This window comes from Sphingobacterium sp. BIGb0165 (assembly GCF_024810095.1).
GTDB lineage: Bacteria > Bacteroidota > Bacteroidia > Sphingobacteriales > Sphingobacteriaceae > Sphingobacterium > Sphingobacterium detergens.
Genome location: NZ_JANUEB010000004.1, coordinates 591,996 through 609,770 on the forward strand (window position 1 = coordinate 591,996; position 17,775 = coordinate 609,770).

16 protein-coding genes are annotated in these 17,775 nt (G+C 44.2%); 3 read left to right on the plus strand and 13 right to left on the minus strand.

The genetic code is table 11. The features are described from left to right. The 8 genes from M2408_RS11960 to M2408_RS11995 form a co-directional block, all read right to left on the minus strand. Entirely contained in the window at nt 1-1,053 is a 1,053-nt protein-coding gene (locus M2408_RS11960; protein WP_259182056.1) for a glycoside hydrolase family 43 protein, read from the minus strand. Between the two features lie 18 nt (nt 1,054-1,071). After that, the gene (locus M2408_RS11965; RefSeq protein ID WP_259182059.1) at nt 1,072-3,036 is read right to left on the minus strand and encodes an alpha-L-arabinofuranosidase C-terminal domain-containing protein; all 1,965 of its coding nucleotides are present in this window, start codon (nt 3,034-3,036) and stop codon (nt 1,072-1,074) included. A 25-nt stretch (nt 3,037-3,061) separates the two neighbouring features. Further along, nucleotides 3,062-4,606 (minus strand): alpha-N-arabinofuranosidase, encoded by a 1,545-nt coding sequence (locus M2408_RS11970; protein WP_259182061.1) that lies wholly within the window; start codon nt 4,604-4,606, stop codon nt 3,062-3,064. Between the two features lie 10 nt (nt 4,607-4,616). Continuing rightward, nucleotides 4,617-5,765, minus strand: a complete 1,149-nt coding sequence (locus tag M2408_RS11975; protein ID WP_259182062.1) for an aldose epimerase family protein — start codon at nt 5,763-5,765, stop codon at nt 4,617-4,619. Nucleotides 5,766-5,866: 101 nt separating this feature from the next. Beyond that, entirely contained in the window at nt 5,867-7,567 is a 1,701-nt protein-coding gene (locus M2408_RS11980; protein WP_259182065.1) for a sodium:solute symporter family transporter, read from the minus strand. 71 nt (nt 7,568-7,638) lie between these two features. Further along, nucleotides 7,639-9,141 (minus strand): L-arabinose isomerase, encoded by a 1,503-nt coding sequence (gene araA / locus M2408_RS11985; protein ID WP_259182067.1) that lies wholly within the window; start codon nt 9,139-9,141, stop codon nt 7,639-7,641. A gap of 42 nt (nt 9,142-9,183) precedes the next feature. After that, a complete protein-coding gene (locus M2408_RS11990) occupies nt 9,184-9,876 on the minus strand; it encodes an L-ribulose-5-phosphate 4-epimerase (RefSeq protein ID WP_259182128.1) in 693 nt (230 codons plus the stop codon). Between the two features lie 16 nt (nt 9,877-9,892). Continuing rightward, nucleotides 9,893-11,581 carry a ribulokinase gene (locus M2408_RS11995; protein ID WP_259182069.1) on the minus strand — a complete coding sequence of 563 codons (1,689 nt, stop codon included), beginning with the start codon at nt 11,579-11,581 and terminating at the stop codon, nt 9,893-9,895. 313 nt (nt 11,582-11,894) lie between these two features. Between M2408_RS11995 and M2408_RS12000 the strand changes: the two genes are divergently transcribed. Further along, nucleotides 11,895-12,599, plus strand: coding sequence for an NUDIX hydrolase (locus tag M2408_RS12000; protein WP_259182071.1), 705 nt, complete (start codon nt 11,895-11,897; stop codon nt 12,597-12,599). 121 nt (nt 12,600-12,720) lie between these two features. On the opposite strand, the gene M2408_RS12005 is transcribed toward M2408_RS12000, so the two are convergent. After that, nucleotides 12,721-13,761, minus strand: a complete 1,041-nt coding sequence (locus M2408_RS12005) for an Rpn family recombination-promoting nuclease/putative transposase (RefSeq protein WP_259182073.1) — start codon at nt 13,759-13,761, stop codon at nt 12,721-12,723. Nucleotides 13,762-13,886: 125 nt separating this feature from the next. Between M2408_RS12005 and M2408_RS12010 the strand changes: the two genes are divergently transcribed. Together M2408_RS12010 and M2408_RS12015 are read left to right on the plus strand one after the other, a co-directional pair. Then, a complete protein-coding gene (locus tag M2408_RS12010; RefSeq protein WP_259182075.1) occupies nt 13,887-14,018 on the plus strand; it encodes a hypothetical protein in 132 nt (43 codons plus the stop codon). Nucleotides 14,019-14,123: 105 nt separating this feature from the next. Beyond that, nucleotides 14,124-14,444 (plus strand): MazG-like protein, encoded by a 321-nt coding sequence (locus M2408_RS12015; protein ID WP_259182077.1) that lies wholly within the window; start codon nt 14,124-14,126, stop codon nt 14,442-14,444. Nucleotides 14,445-14,465: 21 nt separating this feature from the next. On the opposite strand, the gene M2408_RS12020 is transcribed toward M2408_RS12015, so the two are convergent. The 4 genes from M2408_RS12020 to M2408_RS12035 form a co-directional block, all read right to left on the minus strand. After that, nucleotides 14,466-15,188: a hypothetical protein gene (locus M2408_RS12020; RefSeq protein ID WP_259182079.1), complete on the minus strand. Its 723-nt coding sequence runs from the start codon at nt 15,186-15,188 to the stop codon at nt 14,466-14,468. Nucleotides 15,189-15,248: 60 nt separating this feature from the next. Next, nucleotides 15,249-16,046: a hypothetical protein gene (locus M2408_RS12025; protein WP_259182081.1), complete on the minus strand. Its 798-nt coding sequence runs from the start codon at nt 16,044-16,046 to the stop codon at nt 15,249-15,251. A 118-nt stretch (nt 16,047-16,164) separates the two neighbouring features. After that, nucleotides 16,165-17,334 (minus strand): NAD(P)/FAD-dependent oxidoreductase, encoded by a 1,170-nt coding sequence (locus tag M2408_RS12030; protein WP_259182083.1) that lies wholly within the window; start codon nt 17,332-17,334, stop codon nt 16,165-16,167. A gap of 78 nt (nt 17,335-17,412) precedes the next feature. Then, the gene (locus M2408_RS12035; RefSeq protein WP_259182086.1) at nt 17,413-17,601 is read right to left on the minus strand and encodes a hypothetical protein; all 189 of its coding nucleotides are present in this window, start codon (nt 17,599-17,601) and stop codon (nt 17,413-17,415) included. Nucleotides 17,602-17,775 lie beyond the last annotated feature (174 nt).

Here is a 17,775-nt window from a genome sequence, read left to right on the forward strand (position 1 = left end):
CTATTTTCCTGTAAGCGGCATGTCCAGCTGCCAATGCTGCGCCAGACGATCCGCCTCCCTTTTTGTCAGTGAAATAACGGCTCCGTGTTTGGGTGACGAAAAATTGGTCGCCTTCATCTTTCCTTCATTAAACCGGCCCAGATCGACGAAATTTTTAAAATCCGAGGTTTCGCTAAAGCCGAAGTTGTGCGGTGAAATACCATAGATATCGTACATCAATATCCACTTTTGCTCACCATTTTTCTTCCAGACATGCGGGGCCTCACAGGCTGCTGCTTCTGGATCGTACTCCCTGTCGTCATACCGATAAGGACCAGCGGGTTGGTTGGCAGTAGCCTGCTTAATTCCGGGTACATCATCATGGGCAACATAAAATAAATGATACCTGTCGCCTACGCGTGTGATATCCCCATCGATATAGTTTTTATTTACTTTGGGATATTGAAAAAGCAACTGCGGCTCGCTTTCCAAAGCGGTAAAATCGATATTCATATACCCATAATACAAGCGGTTCAGGCCATTGCCAAAACGCATGGTGAAATAAATCATCAGCTTGCCTACAGCTTCATCATAAATCAGTTGGGGAGCCCATATTGCACCGACATTTTCCCAGCCTTTGAACAGCTGGTCGAGCCGAAGCTCAAGGTGGCTCCAACGGATCAGATCAGCGGATTTCATCAGTACAATACCCCGGTTATTGCCCCAGCCAAATTCCTTGCCATCCCTTTCCCATTCCTGGCTGCGATAGCCCTGCTGCTGGCCATAAATATGTAAGTCGGTCATTACCATATAAAAAAGACCATCCGGTCCCCGTAAGATGTAAGGATCGCGAATCCCTTTTTGTTGGGCAATGCTGTCACCTGCGATAATCGGCTGGCCTTTGTTTATATCCGTAAAGGAATAGCCATCCTTGCTGAGCGCAAAGTAAAGACCATGGCTCTCATCCTTAAAATAAACCATTAAATAAGCCGACAAATCAGCTTCCTTTACCTGGGCATGTAAGCCGTGGATAGCATTCAACAAAAAGACAAAACCGATAAAGATGTTTTTCATGGGTTTATAAACGAGCTACTATTTGGTTTGAAGTTTAATCAGGGTAAACGAATATGGAGCGAGACTATCTGTGAGTGTCTTGCCTTTAAACCGGATATCCGTTTGCTTTGGCTGTATATTCAATGGTTCTTCGATGCTGTTGCTGACATTCAGATCCTTGCTTGCCAGCGAGATTTTCTGGGCAACCTGCGCAAATTTCCTGTCCGTCGCAAGGGCAAAACGCAGAGGCATCGGCTTACTGTTGTAATTGACGATTTTGATCAGCAGTTCCTTCGTGTTTTGGTCGTACACCGCAGAGGCATACAAACTATCCCTGCCGGCAACCGGCTGACCATCCCTGTGGACCGGAATAATATCCGAGCCTTTGTGGGTGGAATATAATTTCTGCACCTGATAGCTAGGTGTTCCATAAACCTGAAGATTATCCACCCAGATCAAATCCGGCGACCATTGCCAACCATCGACATGTCCGAATAAGGGCGCATAAGACGCCATCTCAACAACATCGCCGTTGCGTTCGAGACCAGTCATAAATGCTGCTTCAGAAAGCGCAGCCTCCCAAGTGCTTTTTCCGGGGCCATTGGGCCTGGTGGTATGTGATGCATATTCACCTGCAAAAATCTTCGCACCCTTGCGATCATAATTGTCGTAACGGCTGGCACTGGACAGGAACCAGGACGGTGGTCGGTAGTAATGTTCATCGATGATGTCAATCTTCATCGCCCGGAGCTTATCGTCCAGAAATTCAAAGCGCTCACCTTCAGGATCAGTTCCTGAACTCGCGATAATCGCGATCTCGGGATGCTTTGCATTTAACGCTTTCTTGAAGACCGTAAGACGTTCAATGTATTGAGGCCCCCAGTTTTCGTTGCCTACACCGATCATCTTGAGCTTAAACGGTTGGGGATGGCCCATATCCGCGCGTAGTTTACCCCATTTGGTCGCTGTTGATCCATTTGCAAATTCAATCAGATCCAGCGCATCCTGTACATATTCGTCGAGCTGGTCCATTGGCACCAGTTCGCCACTGTTAAACTGACAGGCCATGCCGCAATTGATAATCGGAACCGGGGCCGCGCCAATATCTTCAGCCAATAAGAAATACTCATAAAATCCAAGTCCAAAAGTCTGGAAATAATCCGGCGTCAAACGGTGGCTAAATTCCGTGTTCCAGCGATTGATGATCAATTCGCGTTCATCAATCGGACCCACGGTTTTTTTCCACTGGAACCTGTTGGCCAGATCCCTGCCCTCAACAATACAGCCGCCGGGGAAGCGGATAAATCCAGGCTTCATATCCGCCAGTAGCTGCGCCATATCTTTACGCAGTCCTTTCGGTCGCCCCTTCCAGGTATCCAGTGGAAATAGCGATAGCATGTCGACATCCACCGTCCCCTCGCCAGTAAGCCATATCTTTAGTTTTGCTTTAGCCGTTGTGGCCGTAGCCTGCAGTCTCAGCGCAGTCTCGGTCCATGCTGCTGTTGATTGTAAGGGCGTTTGCGCTTCAGCGATCACCTGCTCCCCTTCGTCCAGCAACGCCACATGAATGTTCATGGATGGGCTATTGCTTCTATGCTGCAGACTGAATTCATAGGTAGCACCCGCTTTGATGCCCATGCCCCGAAAACCCTCATTTTGTAAACCCAGCTTGCTGCCCGTACCATTCGTTAATCTTACATACCGCTTATTGCCTTTGCGTTGCTGATCATTAAGCAAGAGGTAGGCCCCCTCCGTTGAAGCATTTCCCAGTTTTTTCCATCCCATCCAGGGGTTGTCAAATTCAAAGGATCTATTTTTGACCAGCTCGGCATAGATCCCACCATCTGCCCCCAGGTTAATATCTTCAAAAAACACACCCCACATATGCGGTGATATCTTGCCTTTGGGTTTATCCAGCTGTATATTCAATTCAACCGGCAACTGTGCGCTTGCCGAAGCTGCCAGGCCCGTCGCCAAGAGCAACATCGAAATCTTTTTTCTCATCCGTTTCATTTGATCCATCGCAATTTTAATTAAGCTCCAATACAATCACAGAAAATGCCGGGATCTCGATATCTACAAGCCCATTTTGAACCTTCGCCTTGTTATAGGCCGCGGGTACGATCTTCGTAGGCACTTTGAAGGAGTTGTAATCCCGCAGCTTGTCAGCGTGCAAGATTCTTCCCGTGACTTTCGAAGCTTTCAGTTCCCCCAGGTCTACACGGATCTTATTTGTTTTTTTCGGATCAATATTGACGAGGGAAATATGTACGCGGCCTTTTGCATCCTGTGAAGCCGATGCCGATACCGCCGGAAGTTTCTCGCCGTTAAATTCAAAATCTGTCGATTGGAGTGTAATCGGGATCAATTTTGCATCCTGATGCACCTTATACATCTCCATGACATGATAGGTCGGTGTCAGGATCATGCTTTTGCCGGATGTCAGGATCACTGCCTGCAGCACATTGATCGCCTGTGCGAGATTGGCCATTTTGACACGACGGGCGTGATTATTGAAAATATTGAGGGTCATTCCTGCAATCATGGCATCGCGCATGGTATTTTGTTGATACAAAAAGCCCGGATTTGTACCCGGTTCGACTTCGTACCAGCCACCCCATTCATCCACGATCAAATCGATATTTCCTTTCGGATCATATTTGTCCATAATGGCGATATTCTTTTCGACCAGTTCATTCATAAACCAGGCAGACTTCATGGTTTTAAAATATTCCGATTCCGAAAATTCTGTTGCTGAACCTTTCTTGTCCCAATTGATCACCGCATAATGATGCAGCCCCATCCCTTTCATCAAGCTACCGGGAATATTTTTAAGGAGTGTTTCCGTCCAGTTATAATCAGCACTATTCGCCCCTGAGGCAATTCGGTACAGTCCAGCTCCATTGGTCCAGTCCGACATAAAGGTGGCGTACTTGCGGTAGATATCCGTATAGTAATCCATGGTCATATTGCCGCCGCAGCCCCATGATTCATTTCCTACCCCCCAGAACTTCACCTTCCAGGGTTCTTGGCGTCCATTCTTGCGCCGCCAGTCCGACATGGGACTTTTGCCGGCAAAATTTACATATTGCACCCAATCGGCAAGCTCCTGCACCTCGCCGCTGCCCACATTTCCGGCCAGATACGGTTGAGCCCCGAGCAGTTCGCACATATTTAGAAAATCATGCGTACCAAAGGAATTATCCTCGGTCACGCCACCCCACCAGTTGTTCACCATGGTAGGACGCTCCGCCTTAGGACCGATTCCATCTTTCCAATGGTACGTATCCGCGAAACAGCCACCGGGCCAACGCAGGTTGGGGATATTCAGCTTCTTGAGGGCTTCGATGACATCCGTCCGTACGCCATTGGCATGCGGAATCGAATCATTCTTTTCCCCGATATAAAACCCATCGTAAATACAACGTCCCAGGTGTTCGGCAAAATGGCCGTAAATATGTCTGCTGATGGTGAATTCCTGCGCCGAACGTTCCAGTTTTATGCTGCTCTGCCCATAGGTCACTCCACTGATCAGCATGAAAGCGATTCCAAGTTTTAAATTTAGTTTCATCATAAAAGGAATATTATTTTACAGTAAAGCGATATGCGGTCTTCGAACGATATTTTTCGTCGGGTTTTAATACCGTAGATGCGAAATTGGGGTGGTTTGGAGCATCTGGAAAATGCTGCGTTTCGAGGCAGAATGCTGATCGAAAAGGATAGCTTTGCCCGGCTTTTCCCTTCGGATCAGCAGCAGCCATAAAATTGCCGCTGTAGAACTGAAGCCCCGGTTCGGTCGTGAAAATCTCCATTTGAATGCCCGTTTTAGGGGCGTATACACTGGCGACTTTCTGAAAACCCGTTTTCTTGTCAAGCTCAAAATTATGATCATAGCCCTTTCCGATCTTCAACTGTGGGTCTTCATCTTCAATATGCGCACCTATGAGCCGTGGTTTTGTAAAATCAAATGCCGTACCTATTACAGGAAAGCTTTTTCCTGTTGGAATCAGTGTGTTGTCAACTTCCGTGATTGCTTTCGCATCAATCTGCAGCTCATGATCCAGGATGGAGGGATCACCGGCACCATTGAGGTTAAAATAAGCATGATTGGTCAGATTTAGAACCGTTTCTTTATCTGTTGTGGCCTGATAGGCGATGTCCAGGCCCCCATTTTCCTCCAGCGTATAAGTCACCTCCATGTTGACCGTGCCGGGATAACCGGCCTCCTTATCCGGTGACGTATACGCCAAGGTGATTGAGGTATCGGTATTGCTGACCACATCCCACACTTTGTTGTATAGCCCATTGGTACCACCGTGAAGTGAATGCTCCCCGTCATTTTTTTCTAACGAATAAGACGTACCGTTGAGTGTAAAAGTAGCTTGACCGATACGGTTACCATAGCGTCCGACTATTGCACCGTAAAAATTATCCGCGTTATCTTTATATTCTTTTGCTGAATCGTAACCCAAAATCACATCAGTCGTTTTTCCATTCTTTTCGGGAACACTAAGACTAACCAAACGTGCACCATAATTTGTTAGCGTCACAGCGAGTTTATTGTTCTTCAAGCGGAATAAACGGACATCCTTTCCATCTATCCGGCTATCAAAAGCAGGGCTTGAGGCGGTATCCAGCCCAGTCTGCTGCGAAGTGTTTTTTTTTGAATTGGACTGGCAGCCATAGGTTAATAAAGTGCAGGCTAGCAAGCCAATAATAATTTTATCTTTCATCAATTATTCAGGTCTTTATTCCATCCTTCGGATGGATTTTCTCCTGGTTAACCCAGGAGAAGGTGTATAAATGGATTAATTATTCAACTGCATGCCTTATGCTACCAAAAACGAACATAAATTGCCGTTACCATCAATAGCGTGACCACGATCAGCGCAAGTACCGACGGTTCCACTTTAAACATTGAACGATCCAAGACAAATGCTTTGGGATTGATTTTCGGGCCGAATAAACTCACGCCGATCATGGCCAATAGGGTAAAAGCAAAAGCCAAGCCCATACAGATCTGGAAAGGGATCTCATAGACACCCGCTTTATTTGGGTAAGCTGTATAGATCCATGTTTCGGGGCCAAATACCTTTGTTGCGAACTCATTAAAAAATATCGACAGCGCGAAACCGGAAATCAGCCCAGTGATCGCCGCTGCACCGGTCGTTCTTTTCCAGAACATCCCCAGTAAAAACATGGCAAAGACGCCGGGACTGATAAAGCCCGTATACTTTTGGATAAATGTAAATCCACCGGCACCGCCGATTCCCAGGCTGTCATTCCAGGTAAATAATACCGAAAGTAAAATCGAAACGACAATCGTGATTTTACCCACCCACACCATCTTTGTTTCGCTGGCATCCTTACGGATGTATTTCTTATAGATGTCGAGGGTAAAGATCGTTGCGATGCTGTTTGCCTTTCCTGCCAATCCAGCTACAATGGCTGCTGTAAGGGCGGCCAGGGCCAGCCCCTTCATGCCATTGGGCAGGTAGCCCAATATCGCTGAATACGCATTATCTGCATGGAATACACCGCCGGGGGCCATCTCCTGCTGCAAGGCCCCATTTTTATAGAGAACATATGCCGCAATCCCTGGGAGCATCACAATGATGGGCATAAATAGCTTGAGAAAACCCGCAAAAAGGATTCCCGTGCGCGCGGTCTTTAGATCTGCGCCCAATGCGCGTTGGGTGATATACTGATTGCAGCCCCAGTAATTGAGGTTGACGATCCATATCCCTGCCAGGTACATTCCGATTCCCGGCAGCATCAGGTATTTATTGATTTCCTCCTGACTGGCCCCAGCTCCCGGTTTTGCCACAAACAGGTTAAAATGCTCTGGAGCGTCTTCCATCAGCTTATTAAATCCAGCAAGCACATCCTTGCCCAATCCAAAATGCTCGCTCACCAGGGTCAGCGCGACATAAGTCGTCGCGATACCACCGACAATCAATACCACCACCTGGATGACATCGGTAAAGCCAATAACACGCATTCCGCCAAGCGTAATGATAACAGCAAATACGGCGAGGGCAATGGTGATGGTATGGAAACTGTCCCCACCACCGGCCATACTCGAAATGGCTATCGCACCCAGGTATAAAATTGATGTGAGATTGACAAATACATATAAAAACAGCCAGAAAATAGCCATGATCAAACTGGTCGTCTCGTTGTACCGATTATTTAAAAACTGCGGCATAGTGAATATCTTGTTTTTCAGATAAACCGGTATAAACCATACCGCTACAATGATGAGGGCGACAGCAGCGATCAGTTCATAGGCCGCCACTGCAATGCCCACTTCAAATCCATTACCACTCATGCCAATAAACTGTTCTGCTGAAATATTCGATGCAATCAAGGAGGAACCGATTGCCCACCAGGTCAATGAACCTTCGGCCAAGAAATAATCCTTGCTACTGCTTAAGCTATTGTTTTTTTGACGATAGATATAATAACCATATCCCGCCACAATGAAGAAGTAAACCACGAAGATAACGTAGTCCACCATTGCAAATTTTTCCATATTTTCCCTAATTGGTTGTATTGCTAAGCGACCTTCGGATGGCATTCAGCTACCGAAGATCAATGTCTCTATTATTTACCAAGTAAATAATAGAGGTCATTCCATTTCAGTTGATTTTCGAGTTTGGCCACTGTGGTATCCTCGTCGATCAGTACATACTCTATTCCGGCCATACGGGCAAAATCTTGCAGGTATTCCGGTGTTAAGCATAAGCTGTAGGCCGTATGATGCGCTCCACCGGCAAGAATCCAGGCACTGCAGCCCGTTTTCATATCCGGTAGCGGCTTCCACAGCACACGTGCAACGGGAAGATTTGGCAGTTCGGCCTGCACTTCAACACCCAATACCTTGTTGACAATCAAACGAAAATGTGTCCCCATGTCTACCAGTGATGCATTCAAGGCATCGCCAGATTGGCCATTGAAAACCAGCCGGGCGGGATCTGCTTTACCACCGATCCCCAGCGGGTGAACCTCAATACGTGGTTTTCCGACAGCCAGTGCAGGGTCTACCTCCAGCATATGCGAGCCTAGCACCATGGCATCCTGCGGGTCAAAATGATAGGTATAATCCTCCATAAAGGCGGTGGTTCCGACCAAACCCGCTCCCATGACCTTACATGCTCTTACCAATGCCGGTGTCTTCCAGTCCCCTTCACCTGCAAAACCGTACCCTTCAGCCATCAGGCGTTGTACAGCTAGTCCCGGAAGCTGAACCATCCCGTGCAGATCCTCAAACGTATCTGTAAAGCCCTTAAAGCTTCCCTGTTTCAAAAACTTTCGCAGCCCCACCTCAATCTTAGCCGCCTCGACCAGGTTATCATGGAATTCAGCACCCGCCTTCACATTATCCGCCAGCTCATAATTGGCCTCATACTCCGCTAGTAACGCATTGATTTCATCGGCCGTACTGGCGTTGATGACCTCGACTAGATCTCCAACGGCATAGGTATTGACCGAAAAGCCAAATTGTGTTTCCGCTTCAACCTTGTCGCCATCGGTCACCGCCACGTACCGCATGTTATCGCCGAAGCGCGCAAATTTGGCTCCCTGCCAATCGTGCCAACCCGCTGCCGCCCGGCACCAGACATTGATCCGCTGGAGCACCTCCATATCCTGCCAATGCCCTGTGACGACTTTACGTCCAATTTTCAGGCGGCTGACGATATGTCCAAATTCGCGGTCACCATGAGCACTCTGGTTTAAATTCATAAAATCCATATCAATGCCATTCCATGGAATGTCGCGGTTGTACTGCGTATGGAGATGTAACAACGGCTTTTGCAATGCCTTTAAACCCCGTATCCACATTTTCGCTGGGGAAAATGTATGCATCCAGGTGATGATACCGATACAATTTGCTGTGCTATTTGCAGCCGTTAGCGTTGCATAGATTTCATCCGTATTTTTTACGATGGGTTTATACTTCACCGTTACCGGAATCAGGGTCTGGTCATTCAGATAATGTGCAATTTCTTCTGCATGTGCTGCGACCTGTTTCAATGTTTCTTCACCGTATAGATCCTGGCTGCCAACGACAAACCAGACCTCGAGTTCTTTTAAATCGATATTCATTTTTCAATATTAGTTTCGTTATAGATTTTGTCAAACAACAGGCTACTGGCCATAGTAGGCATTAGTACCGTGTTTGCGCTCATAATGTTTTTTGATCAATGCTGGCTTCAACCGCCCAGCCTTGGGGTTAATCTGCTCGGTCAGCCAGGCCATTTTGGCCACCTGTTCCAATACCGCACTGTTGTAAACAGACTTCATTCCATCCTTACCCCAGGCAAATGGCGCATGATTTCCGACAAGGATCATTTCCACTTCCTTATAATCCAGTTGCTGCTGATTGAAGTGATTGATGATCTGAAAGCCCGTTTCATGTTCATAGTTGCCAGCAATCATCTCATCATCCATCGGCGGCGCGCAGGGAATATCCGATGTTAAGTGATCGGCATGCGTCGTTCCGAAAATGGGTATATCCCTTTGGCTTTGCGCCCAGGCAGTGGCATATGTAGAATGGGTATGGGTGATGCCGCCGATATCCGGCCAATGCTTATACAGCACCGCATGTGTCTTTGTATCTGAGGAAGGCCTAAGTTTGCCTTCGATGACCTTTCCGTCAAAGTCCACCACCACCATCAGTTCGGGAGACAATTCTTCGTAGGGCACACCACTGGGTTTAATTGCAAAAACACCCTGCTGACGGTCAACAACACTCACATTTCCAAATGTAAAAAGCACGAGTCCCAACTGTGGCAGCTGCATATTGCAGCGATAAGCCTCTTCTTTAATTGAATTATACATAGTACTCATTTTGTGGTTAAACAGTAACAGGCATTGATACCCTACTTTCTACAAATGCACCGAGGGCTTTGTATTTTTCATAACGTTCGGCATAGATGGACAGCCATTCCTGTTCAGGTTCATACGTGCATTCAAAGCCTTGGCCCATGGCTTGCATGGCATCCTCCACCCGATCATATAATCCGGCAGCGGTGGCTGCAAACATGGCGGCACCAAGCGCACAGGTCTGCTCGCTTTTATGGATACGAATCGGCATATTCATCACATTGGCCATCATCTGCATGATAAAAGGTGATTTTTTGGCAACGCCACCAAGGCCGATCAAACCCTTTATGGGAATCCCCTGATCCACAAAGCGCTCCACGATGGCTTTGGCTCCAAAGCAGGTCGCCTCGGCAATCGCCCTGAAGATCGCCGGAGCATCGGTGCCGAGCTGCAATCCCATGATTGCCGCTTTGAGCGACTGATCCGCATCCGGAGTCCGACGGCCATTTAGCCAGTCTACCGCCAGTTCCGAATCTGCCGTTAGCGGCAATTTGCTCGCCTTTTCACTTAGTCGCAATAACAATTTTTCCTCCAGTGTGGTCAGTATGTTTTCACGCATTGTATCGCTCAGCCCTTCCAGTTCCGGTATCAGATTGTATGTTGGCCATAAGAGCAACTGCTTTAACCAGGCATAGGCATCTCCAAAAGCAGACTGGCCAGCCTCCATGCCGATCATTCCGGGGATGATGGAGCCGTCTACCTGACCACAGATCCCCTTTACCAGTACATCCGCTACCTCTTCTTTTGGTGCAACCAGCATATCGCAGGTGGATGTTCCCATGACTTTGCTCAGATAATAAGGTTCAATCTGCCCACCCACGGCACCCATATGGCAATCGAATGCGCCCACACCAACGACAACAGAGATCGAAAGACCTAGACGCTCTGCCCATTCCGGCGAAAGGTGGCCCGCCGGCTTATCCGATGTATAGGTTTCTGAAAACAAGCGATCGACAAAGCCGTCCAGCAAGGGGTCAATACCTGCGAAGAATTCATTGGGGGGCAGACCATCAAACTCAGCAGCCCAGAGCGACTTGTGCCCAGCAGCGCAAACACTTCGTTTAATTGTGTTGGCTTGTTTTCCACCTGTTAACAAAAAAGGAATATAATCACAGTGTTCCACCCAGCTAAATGTTGCTTGGCGCACCTGCGGATCTACTCTAACGGTATGGAGCAATTTGGCCCAGAACCACTCCGAGGAATAAATGCCCCCTACATATTTCAGGTAATCAACAGCGTAGCTTTGGTTGTACCGATTAATCTCTTTGGCCTCCTTGACAGCGGTATGATCTTTCCAGAGGATGAACATGGCATTGGGATTGTCCTTAAACTCCGGCAGTAATGCCAGTGGCACACCCGCTTCGTTCACAGCAACCGGTGTGGAACCCGTGGTGTCCACCGAAATTGCTTTCACCAGCTCCCCAATATTTTGTATTCCGGATTTTTGTAAACAATCTTTTACAGTGGCCTCCAGGCCTTCGATATAATCCAGGGGATGTTGTCTGAACTGGCTGCGGGCGGCATTGCAAAACTCACCCCTTTTCCAGCGCGGATAATAAAATACGGAAGACGCAATCTCCGCCCCACAACTTGCATCAACCAAGACTGAACGGACAGAATCGCTGCCATAATCCACCCCGATGACATATGATTTACTCATTTTAACTGAATTTGGTTTATAATCTATAATTCGATTTAAAGCTTACTTTTTGGTGTTTGTCCAGTTGGATAATGGGCCTAAAAATAATTAGTGTCAAATTAACATTTATTTTTTTTAAATATGAAAGAATATTTTCATATTTAAAAAATTGAACTATCTTCATCTCATCGAAATAAGATAAATCCAAGGCTGATGGGTACGGGGTAATTGCAGCTTTCAAAAGCGGTAGTGCACATTGTACTGTGCATTTGATCAGCTGTTTAGGTTTATCAAAAAAATAGATCAAGTCAAAAGAGAGACAAAACAATAGATAATGGAATATTATAGAGAAGACTCAGCAATCCTTTTAGCAGTAGACTGTATCATCTTTGGATTTAATGGCGAATCCCTGCAGGTATTATTGATAAAACGTGATTTTGAGCCGGAGCGGAACAAATGGAGTTTGATGGGAGGTTTTGTTCAACCGGACGAAAGTCCTGAACTAGCTGCCAGCAGGGTATTAAAAAAACTGACGGGACTTGAAAATGTATACATGGAACAGTGCAGTGTCTTTGGTGATCCAAAACGTGAGCCCAACAGCCGGGTTGTCAGTATCTGTTATTTTGCTTTAATTGATACGCAAAAATATACGCATATTTTAAGTGAGGAATATGAGGCCAATTGGTTTCCACTGCAAAACTATCCGACGTTAATCTTTGATCACGACCAGATGATTGCTTCGGCACAGCATCGACTGCGGATGAAAGCAGCGCTCTATCCTATTCTGTTTGAATTATTGCCGGAGAAATTTACCATTCCCCAGATTGCCGCTTTATACGAGGGAGTATATAATATCGAATTTGATAAACGCAATTTTAGCCGTAAGTTGCTTTCCTCGGATCTTATAATCAAATTGGAAGAAAAGGACAAAGAAAATTCCAAGAAAGGCGCTTTTTATTTTAAATTGAATACAGCCATCTACAAGGAAAAAATCATGTCATTTTTGCGCTATTTACCGAGCTGGTTTCCCGAAAACTAATCCGGGAAAAGGGGAAATAGCAAAGCTGACCTATGTACCAAAAGCAGCAGCGAGGTTAGAACAAAAACAGCCGTTCAAAAAGATGAACAGCTGCTTGTTATGTTTGTATCATTGGGAATACTTATTTTTTGTCTTTGGCTAGATCAGCCCGTACTTGCTGTACAAAATCAAGCGAAACCTCAGCAACACGCACGATAATATCGTCGGTAAGCTTAAGCTCATTAATCAAATTTTCCACGACCTCATAGCTTTTCTCCTCAGCACCTCGTGCTATTCCCTTTTCTATTCCCTGCTTAATGCCAGTCTCAATTCCTTGTTCTATTCCTTGTTCTATTCCTTGTTCTATTCCTTGTTCTATTCCTTGTTTAATACCAGTCTCAATACCTTGTTCAATACCTGTTTCGAGGCCTTTCTGAATAGCCTCGCTAAGCTGTTGCTCCTGATATTGGCGCACAGCTTCAGCATCCCATTTACGTTTTAGACTTACATCATACATTGCTCGTTCCTCCTTATTCAACTTTGCGTATTCCGCTATTTTAAATAATTTTTCAAATATAGTCTTCTTCAGATAGACCGGGATCTTGTTCAGCTTTGACATATTACGTAAAACATAAAGCCAACGATCAAGATCATTTTCTAATTCCGCCTCTACTTTTGTAAAGTTACGCAATTGAACGTAAATAAACCCCAACTCTTCATAAAAAACTCGACCTGTCTCCCTGTTACACAAACAGATATCGTGAAGAACAGCGCTGGATTCTTCTGCTTGTGAAAAAGTAAATCCATCCATGAGTACCACAATGTATACTTCGGTTATCGCATAATTCCACGCTCGCCGTTTTCCTTTGGGAGCCTGATCCGCAATCAACTTACTGCTGTAGTAAAGCATACGTTTTTTCAAATTTATCTGTGCAGTACGTTGTACTTCAATCACAAACTTCTCACCATTATCAGCGGTACAGATCAGGTCAAAGATCACGGTACCGATCTCCTCGCTATCTCCTACATGTTCATTCTTTTCGTACAATAAATCGACAATAGATTTCCGTCCACGGAATAACCCATTCAATAGTGAAATCAATAAATCCTTATTGGGTTCGGATCCAAAAATGCGCTTAAATGCATAGTCAGAAACTAGATCTATATAAACTGGCTCGCTCATAGATACAATAATTGGTTGTTGCATGTAAATATCGCAAAAACAATTCAATAAAACTAATATTTTTAGTAAAAATAAGTATAACACTTGTGAATTAGCTCCAAAGCTAAATCCCCAACCCTATTAAAATGCATAAAGCGCACTGCTTGGGTGCGCCTTACCATCCATTATGGACGTCTTCGCTTACTGTAGCATCCCAGCAAACGACTGGTCGCAAAGCTGACCAACGTACCCAGGGCCGCGGTGAGGACAGTTTGTAATATCTTGGGCGTATGCCTCGAATTTGATTTTGCCAGGTTAGCATTATCTATGGATTATGGCTATATTAGAAACAAATCCAATGTGGACTAAACAATAGTAAAGATATGAGTATAGCTAATTTTGATGAAATCATTCGCCGCAGTATGGAAATCAGAAAAAAATATCGCGAACTGGAATTGCTGCACCATGGAAGTGAATGGACTGTGGAAGAGGATGTGCTGGCTTATTTAACGGATGCTGGTTTAGTAGGCAGAAACGTTATGTCGCAACAACAACGTTGGCCGAAAGCCGGTTCTGAAGCTGAATTGGAACATAAACTTGGCGAAAACATTTGGTGGCTGATTGTCTTGGCGGAAAGATCCGGAATTGATATTAGGGAAGCCGTTGATCAATTTTTAATCAAAACGGAAGCCGCTTTAAAATAATTGGGGCGAGGTCAATAAATTTTATAGATTTTTTAGCAATGGCAACTCTTTTTTCAAAACCTCTAGTTGTCCGGCTTTCAGGTATCTTGGCAGCAATGTAAGTTTCTGTAATTTTTTTAGTTTGTATAAAGCACTAAAGTCGGGTATCTTCTCTTCAAATGCGATGGATAAATGCAGATATTTTAGTTCTGTCAACCTGTTTAAAGGTTCCATATTTTTGACCGATTTCCCTGTACCCTTCATTTTGCCGTGATCGATAAAAAGTTCTTCGAGATTAGTTAATTCTGAAATCGGAGCCAAGTCATAAAGGTTATCGATACCATATATATACAAGGTTTTCAGGTTTTTCATCCCTGTCACAAAATCAATATTTTCAACTTTTTTAAGGTTTGCCAAGACCAAAACCTCCAATGATTTTAGACAGGACAGATTGGGAATTTCGTTTTGCTGGTTTGTACTTATTTGGAGGTATTTTAGATTGGGTAATAAAGCAGACACGGCGAGGCGTTCCTCATCGATATCATTCAGGCTTATTGCCTCTATATTGTTGTTTCCGCTTAATGATGACAGGTTACTGTACTGAAGTTTAAATTTTTTAAGCGGTGTGTTCATACTTACGATTTTTGCATGTACAGGTAGTTCCGAAAGGTTAAATGGTGTCGTTATCATTCCTTCCAAAACACCTAAATGAGCGTAAGCTCCATTTGGTGCTTTCTCTTCCAATAAGTAATTGTTCCAATTCATGGGTTGTTATATGTGGTTAAAAAATATCGGGTTGTTCATTTAGCCCCGAAAGATATTATTTTATTCACTTTGTTTCGGCTTCCAATAGATCTTTTCGATATCAAATTTCTTGGTTTGTGGATTGAAACGGTATTGTATGGCGTTTCCGTTTAGGCAGTTTCCATAAGATTCCTGCGCTAAATACCAGGAGCTTTCGATTTCAATTTTATCATTTTTAGAAAAGTCGTATTCGAAAATAGGATCTTCCAGCTCTTCAAACTTCTCGCTGCAAGGTTCTACGGGATCAGTCTTTTTCAAAGTCTCCCTGAAGCCAGAAAGCATCGACTCTCCGTCCATGTACGCTTTTAGTTTGTTAGATCTAACTTCATAAAAATTCAGGGTATGACCATCTCCGACATGATCATCTGTAATGACAATGGTTGAACCATCGGCGGCATGATACAGGTTGATTGACCAAAAGCCGTCAACAATCATAAATCCTGCCCTATCCGGTTCAAAATACTTCTGTTTAGAAAACCTGGAAGTAGCATCACTATAAAAATTATTGGCTTTTATTTCATTATACCATTTTAATCGATCTTCCGGTTTCCATTCCCAGCTTGAAAATGCGTCGTCCGGCAATAATAAGATCAGGTCGAGTAAAGTTTTATGCTGGGTAAAATTGATAGAAACTTTATCTTTTATGGCTGTGTTTCCTACCCGGTCTTTAGAACCAGCTTTTACGCTGTCTTTTTTGGGGATTCCTGCCGAATTATCTCCGGTTTTCCTTGGCGTCACATGCCCACAGGCCCCCAGTATAAAAATAAACGCAAGCAGCATGGGAAAAAAACCTAAATGTCTTCCTGATATTCGCTGCATCTTGCTATCGTATTTAGCGGAAAAGATTTTCAATTGCTTTTATTTTTTTGTTTTATTCACTTTGATTGCCGACAATTTCAAAAGAAACGGGGAATATTTCAACCTGATAAAATAACTTTTATCCGTGATGATCTCCGCCAAAAAAACTAATCATTGTGGTTAGTGCATTTTTACTGTGCATTTTTTCTCCATTTTCAAGCGATTCCTGTGCAATAAGCGAAGCTCTCTTTTGCATTGTTTTTTCGTAAACAGCAATTGCTTCTTTTATTGAATTGTATTTGTCAGTTGTCAAGCATTCACTCAATTCCAAAGCATCGAGCATTGCCATATTTACACCTTCGCCTGCAAAAGGTGGCATTACGTGTGCTGCATCGCCGACCAAAGTTAGGTTTGGGATGGTTTCCCAGGTTTGGTCTAACGGCATACAGTTTATAGGCCGCGGAATAAATGGCGTTTGTACATTTTCAAATAGTTCATGCCAAATATCGCTCCATTCAAAATAGGTGGTCTTAAACCATTCAAGCAGTTGTGATTTATCCGAAAAATCTAAATTGCTTTTTGCAGCCCAATTTTCCTCAGCTTTAAAACTTGCATAAAACCCGATTTCATTATTCGCTTTTTGCCCCATCAAAATATCTTTCTCGTTTCCAAATGCCATTATTTTTCCGCCCCGAAGTATTCCTGAGATTTTTGGCAGGGATTTATCTGCTTCATATACATTCCCTTCAAGCATTGTAATACCAGAATAAAAGGATTTAATATCGGTTATGTAGGGTCTTATTTTTGAATTTGCACCATCAGCAGCTATTACAATGTCGGCATAGGATGTAGTCTCGTTTTTGAATTGTAGCAACCAGCCTTCATTTTGTTTTTGCATGGAAAGAAAATGACTGTTCCACAAAATGGTATCATCTTGTAAAGAGTCTATTAAAATTCTTCGTAATGTGCCACGGTCTATTTCCGGACGAAAATGTTCGTGTCCAAAATCTTCGGTTTGTACAGTTTCGTGGTCACTAAAAAATATCTCTGCTTTTTCATTGGTGATTGTCGTTTTGTCGGCTCCAGGCATGTAGTTCTTTTTGAACTCATCCAATAAATTGGCTTTTTCTAAAGCCGCCAAACCTGAATTGTCGTGCAAGTCAAGTGGCGAACCTTGCACCCGTGCATTTTTATCAATATCTCTTTCATACACTTTTACATCAACTCCTTTCAGTTGCAAAAGCTTAGCCAATGTTAGTCCACCTGGTCCACCGCCGACAATGGCTATTTTTTTGTTTTTAATCAACATATTTCTTAGTCAAATTATTCTTGCTTCTATTTGTGGCGACTTGAGGAAAGTCTGCCCTGGTTCTTCGTCCGTTTTTTGTTAATCCGGTGTATTCGCAGTAATCACTGCCATTGTATCCATATAATCTCGCCAATAAATTATTTTTCTGTCCTGTTTTTCACCGTCCACTTCGCCTTTTATCCCTTCCATAATAATTTGATAAAAAGGTTCTGCATTTTCCCTGAAAGCAGGATGACTTCTATCCACTTTCGCTATTTTATTTTCCATTTTTTCAACTAAATTTCACTAGTTAAATATAAAAAAAAATGTGTGACAAATTAATTCATCTATTTTGAATTCTATCCACAAACAAAATATAATGAATCTCTGTTCGATGCTTAAAAAGCAGCAATATGGTCGTTAAACCTTAATCTACTACAGCGATCTGAAATAGTTTGGAAA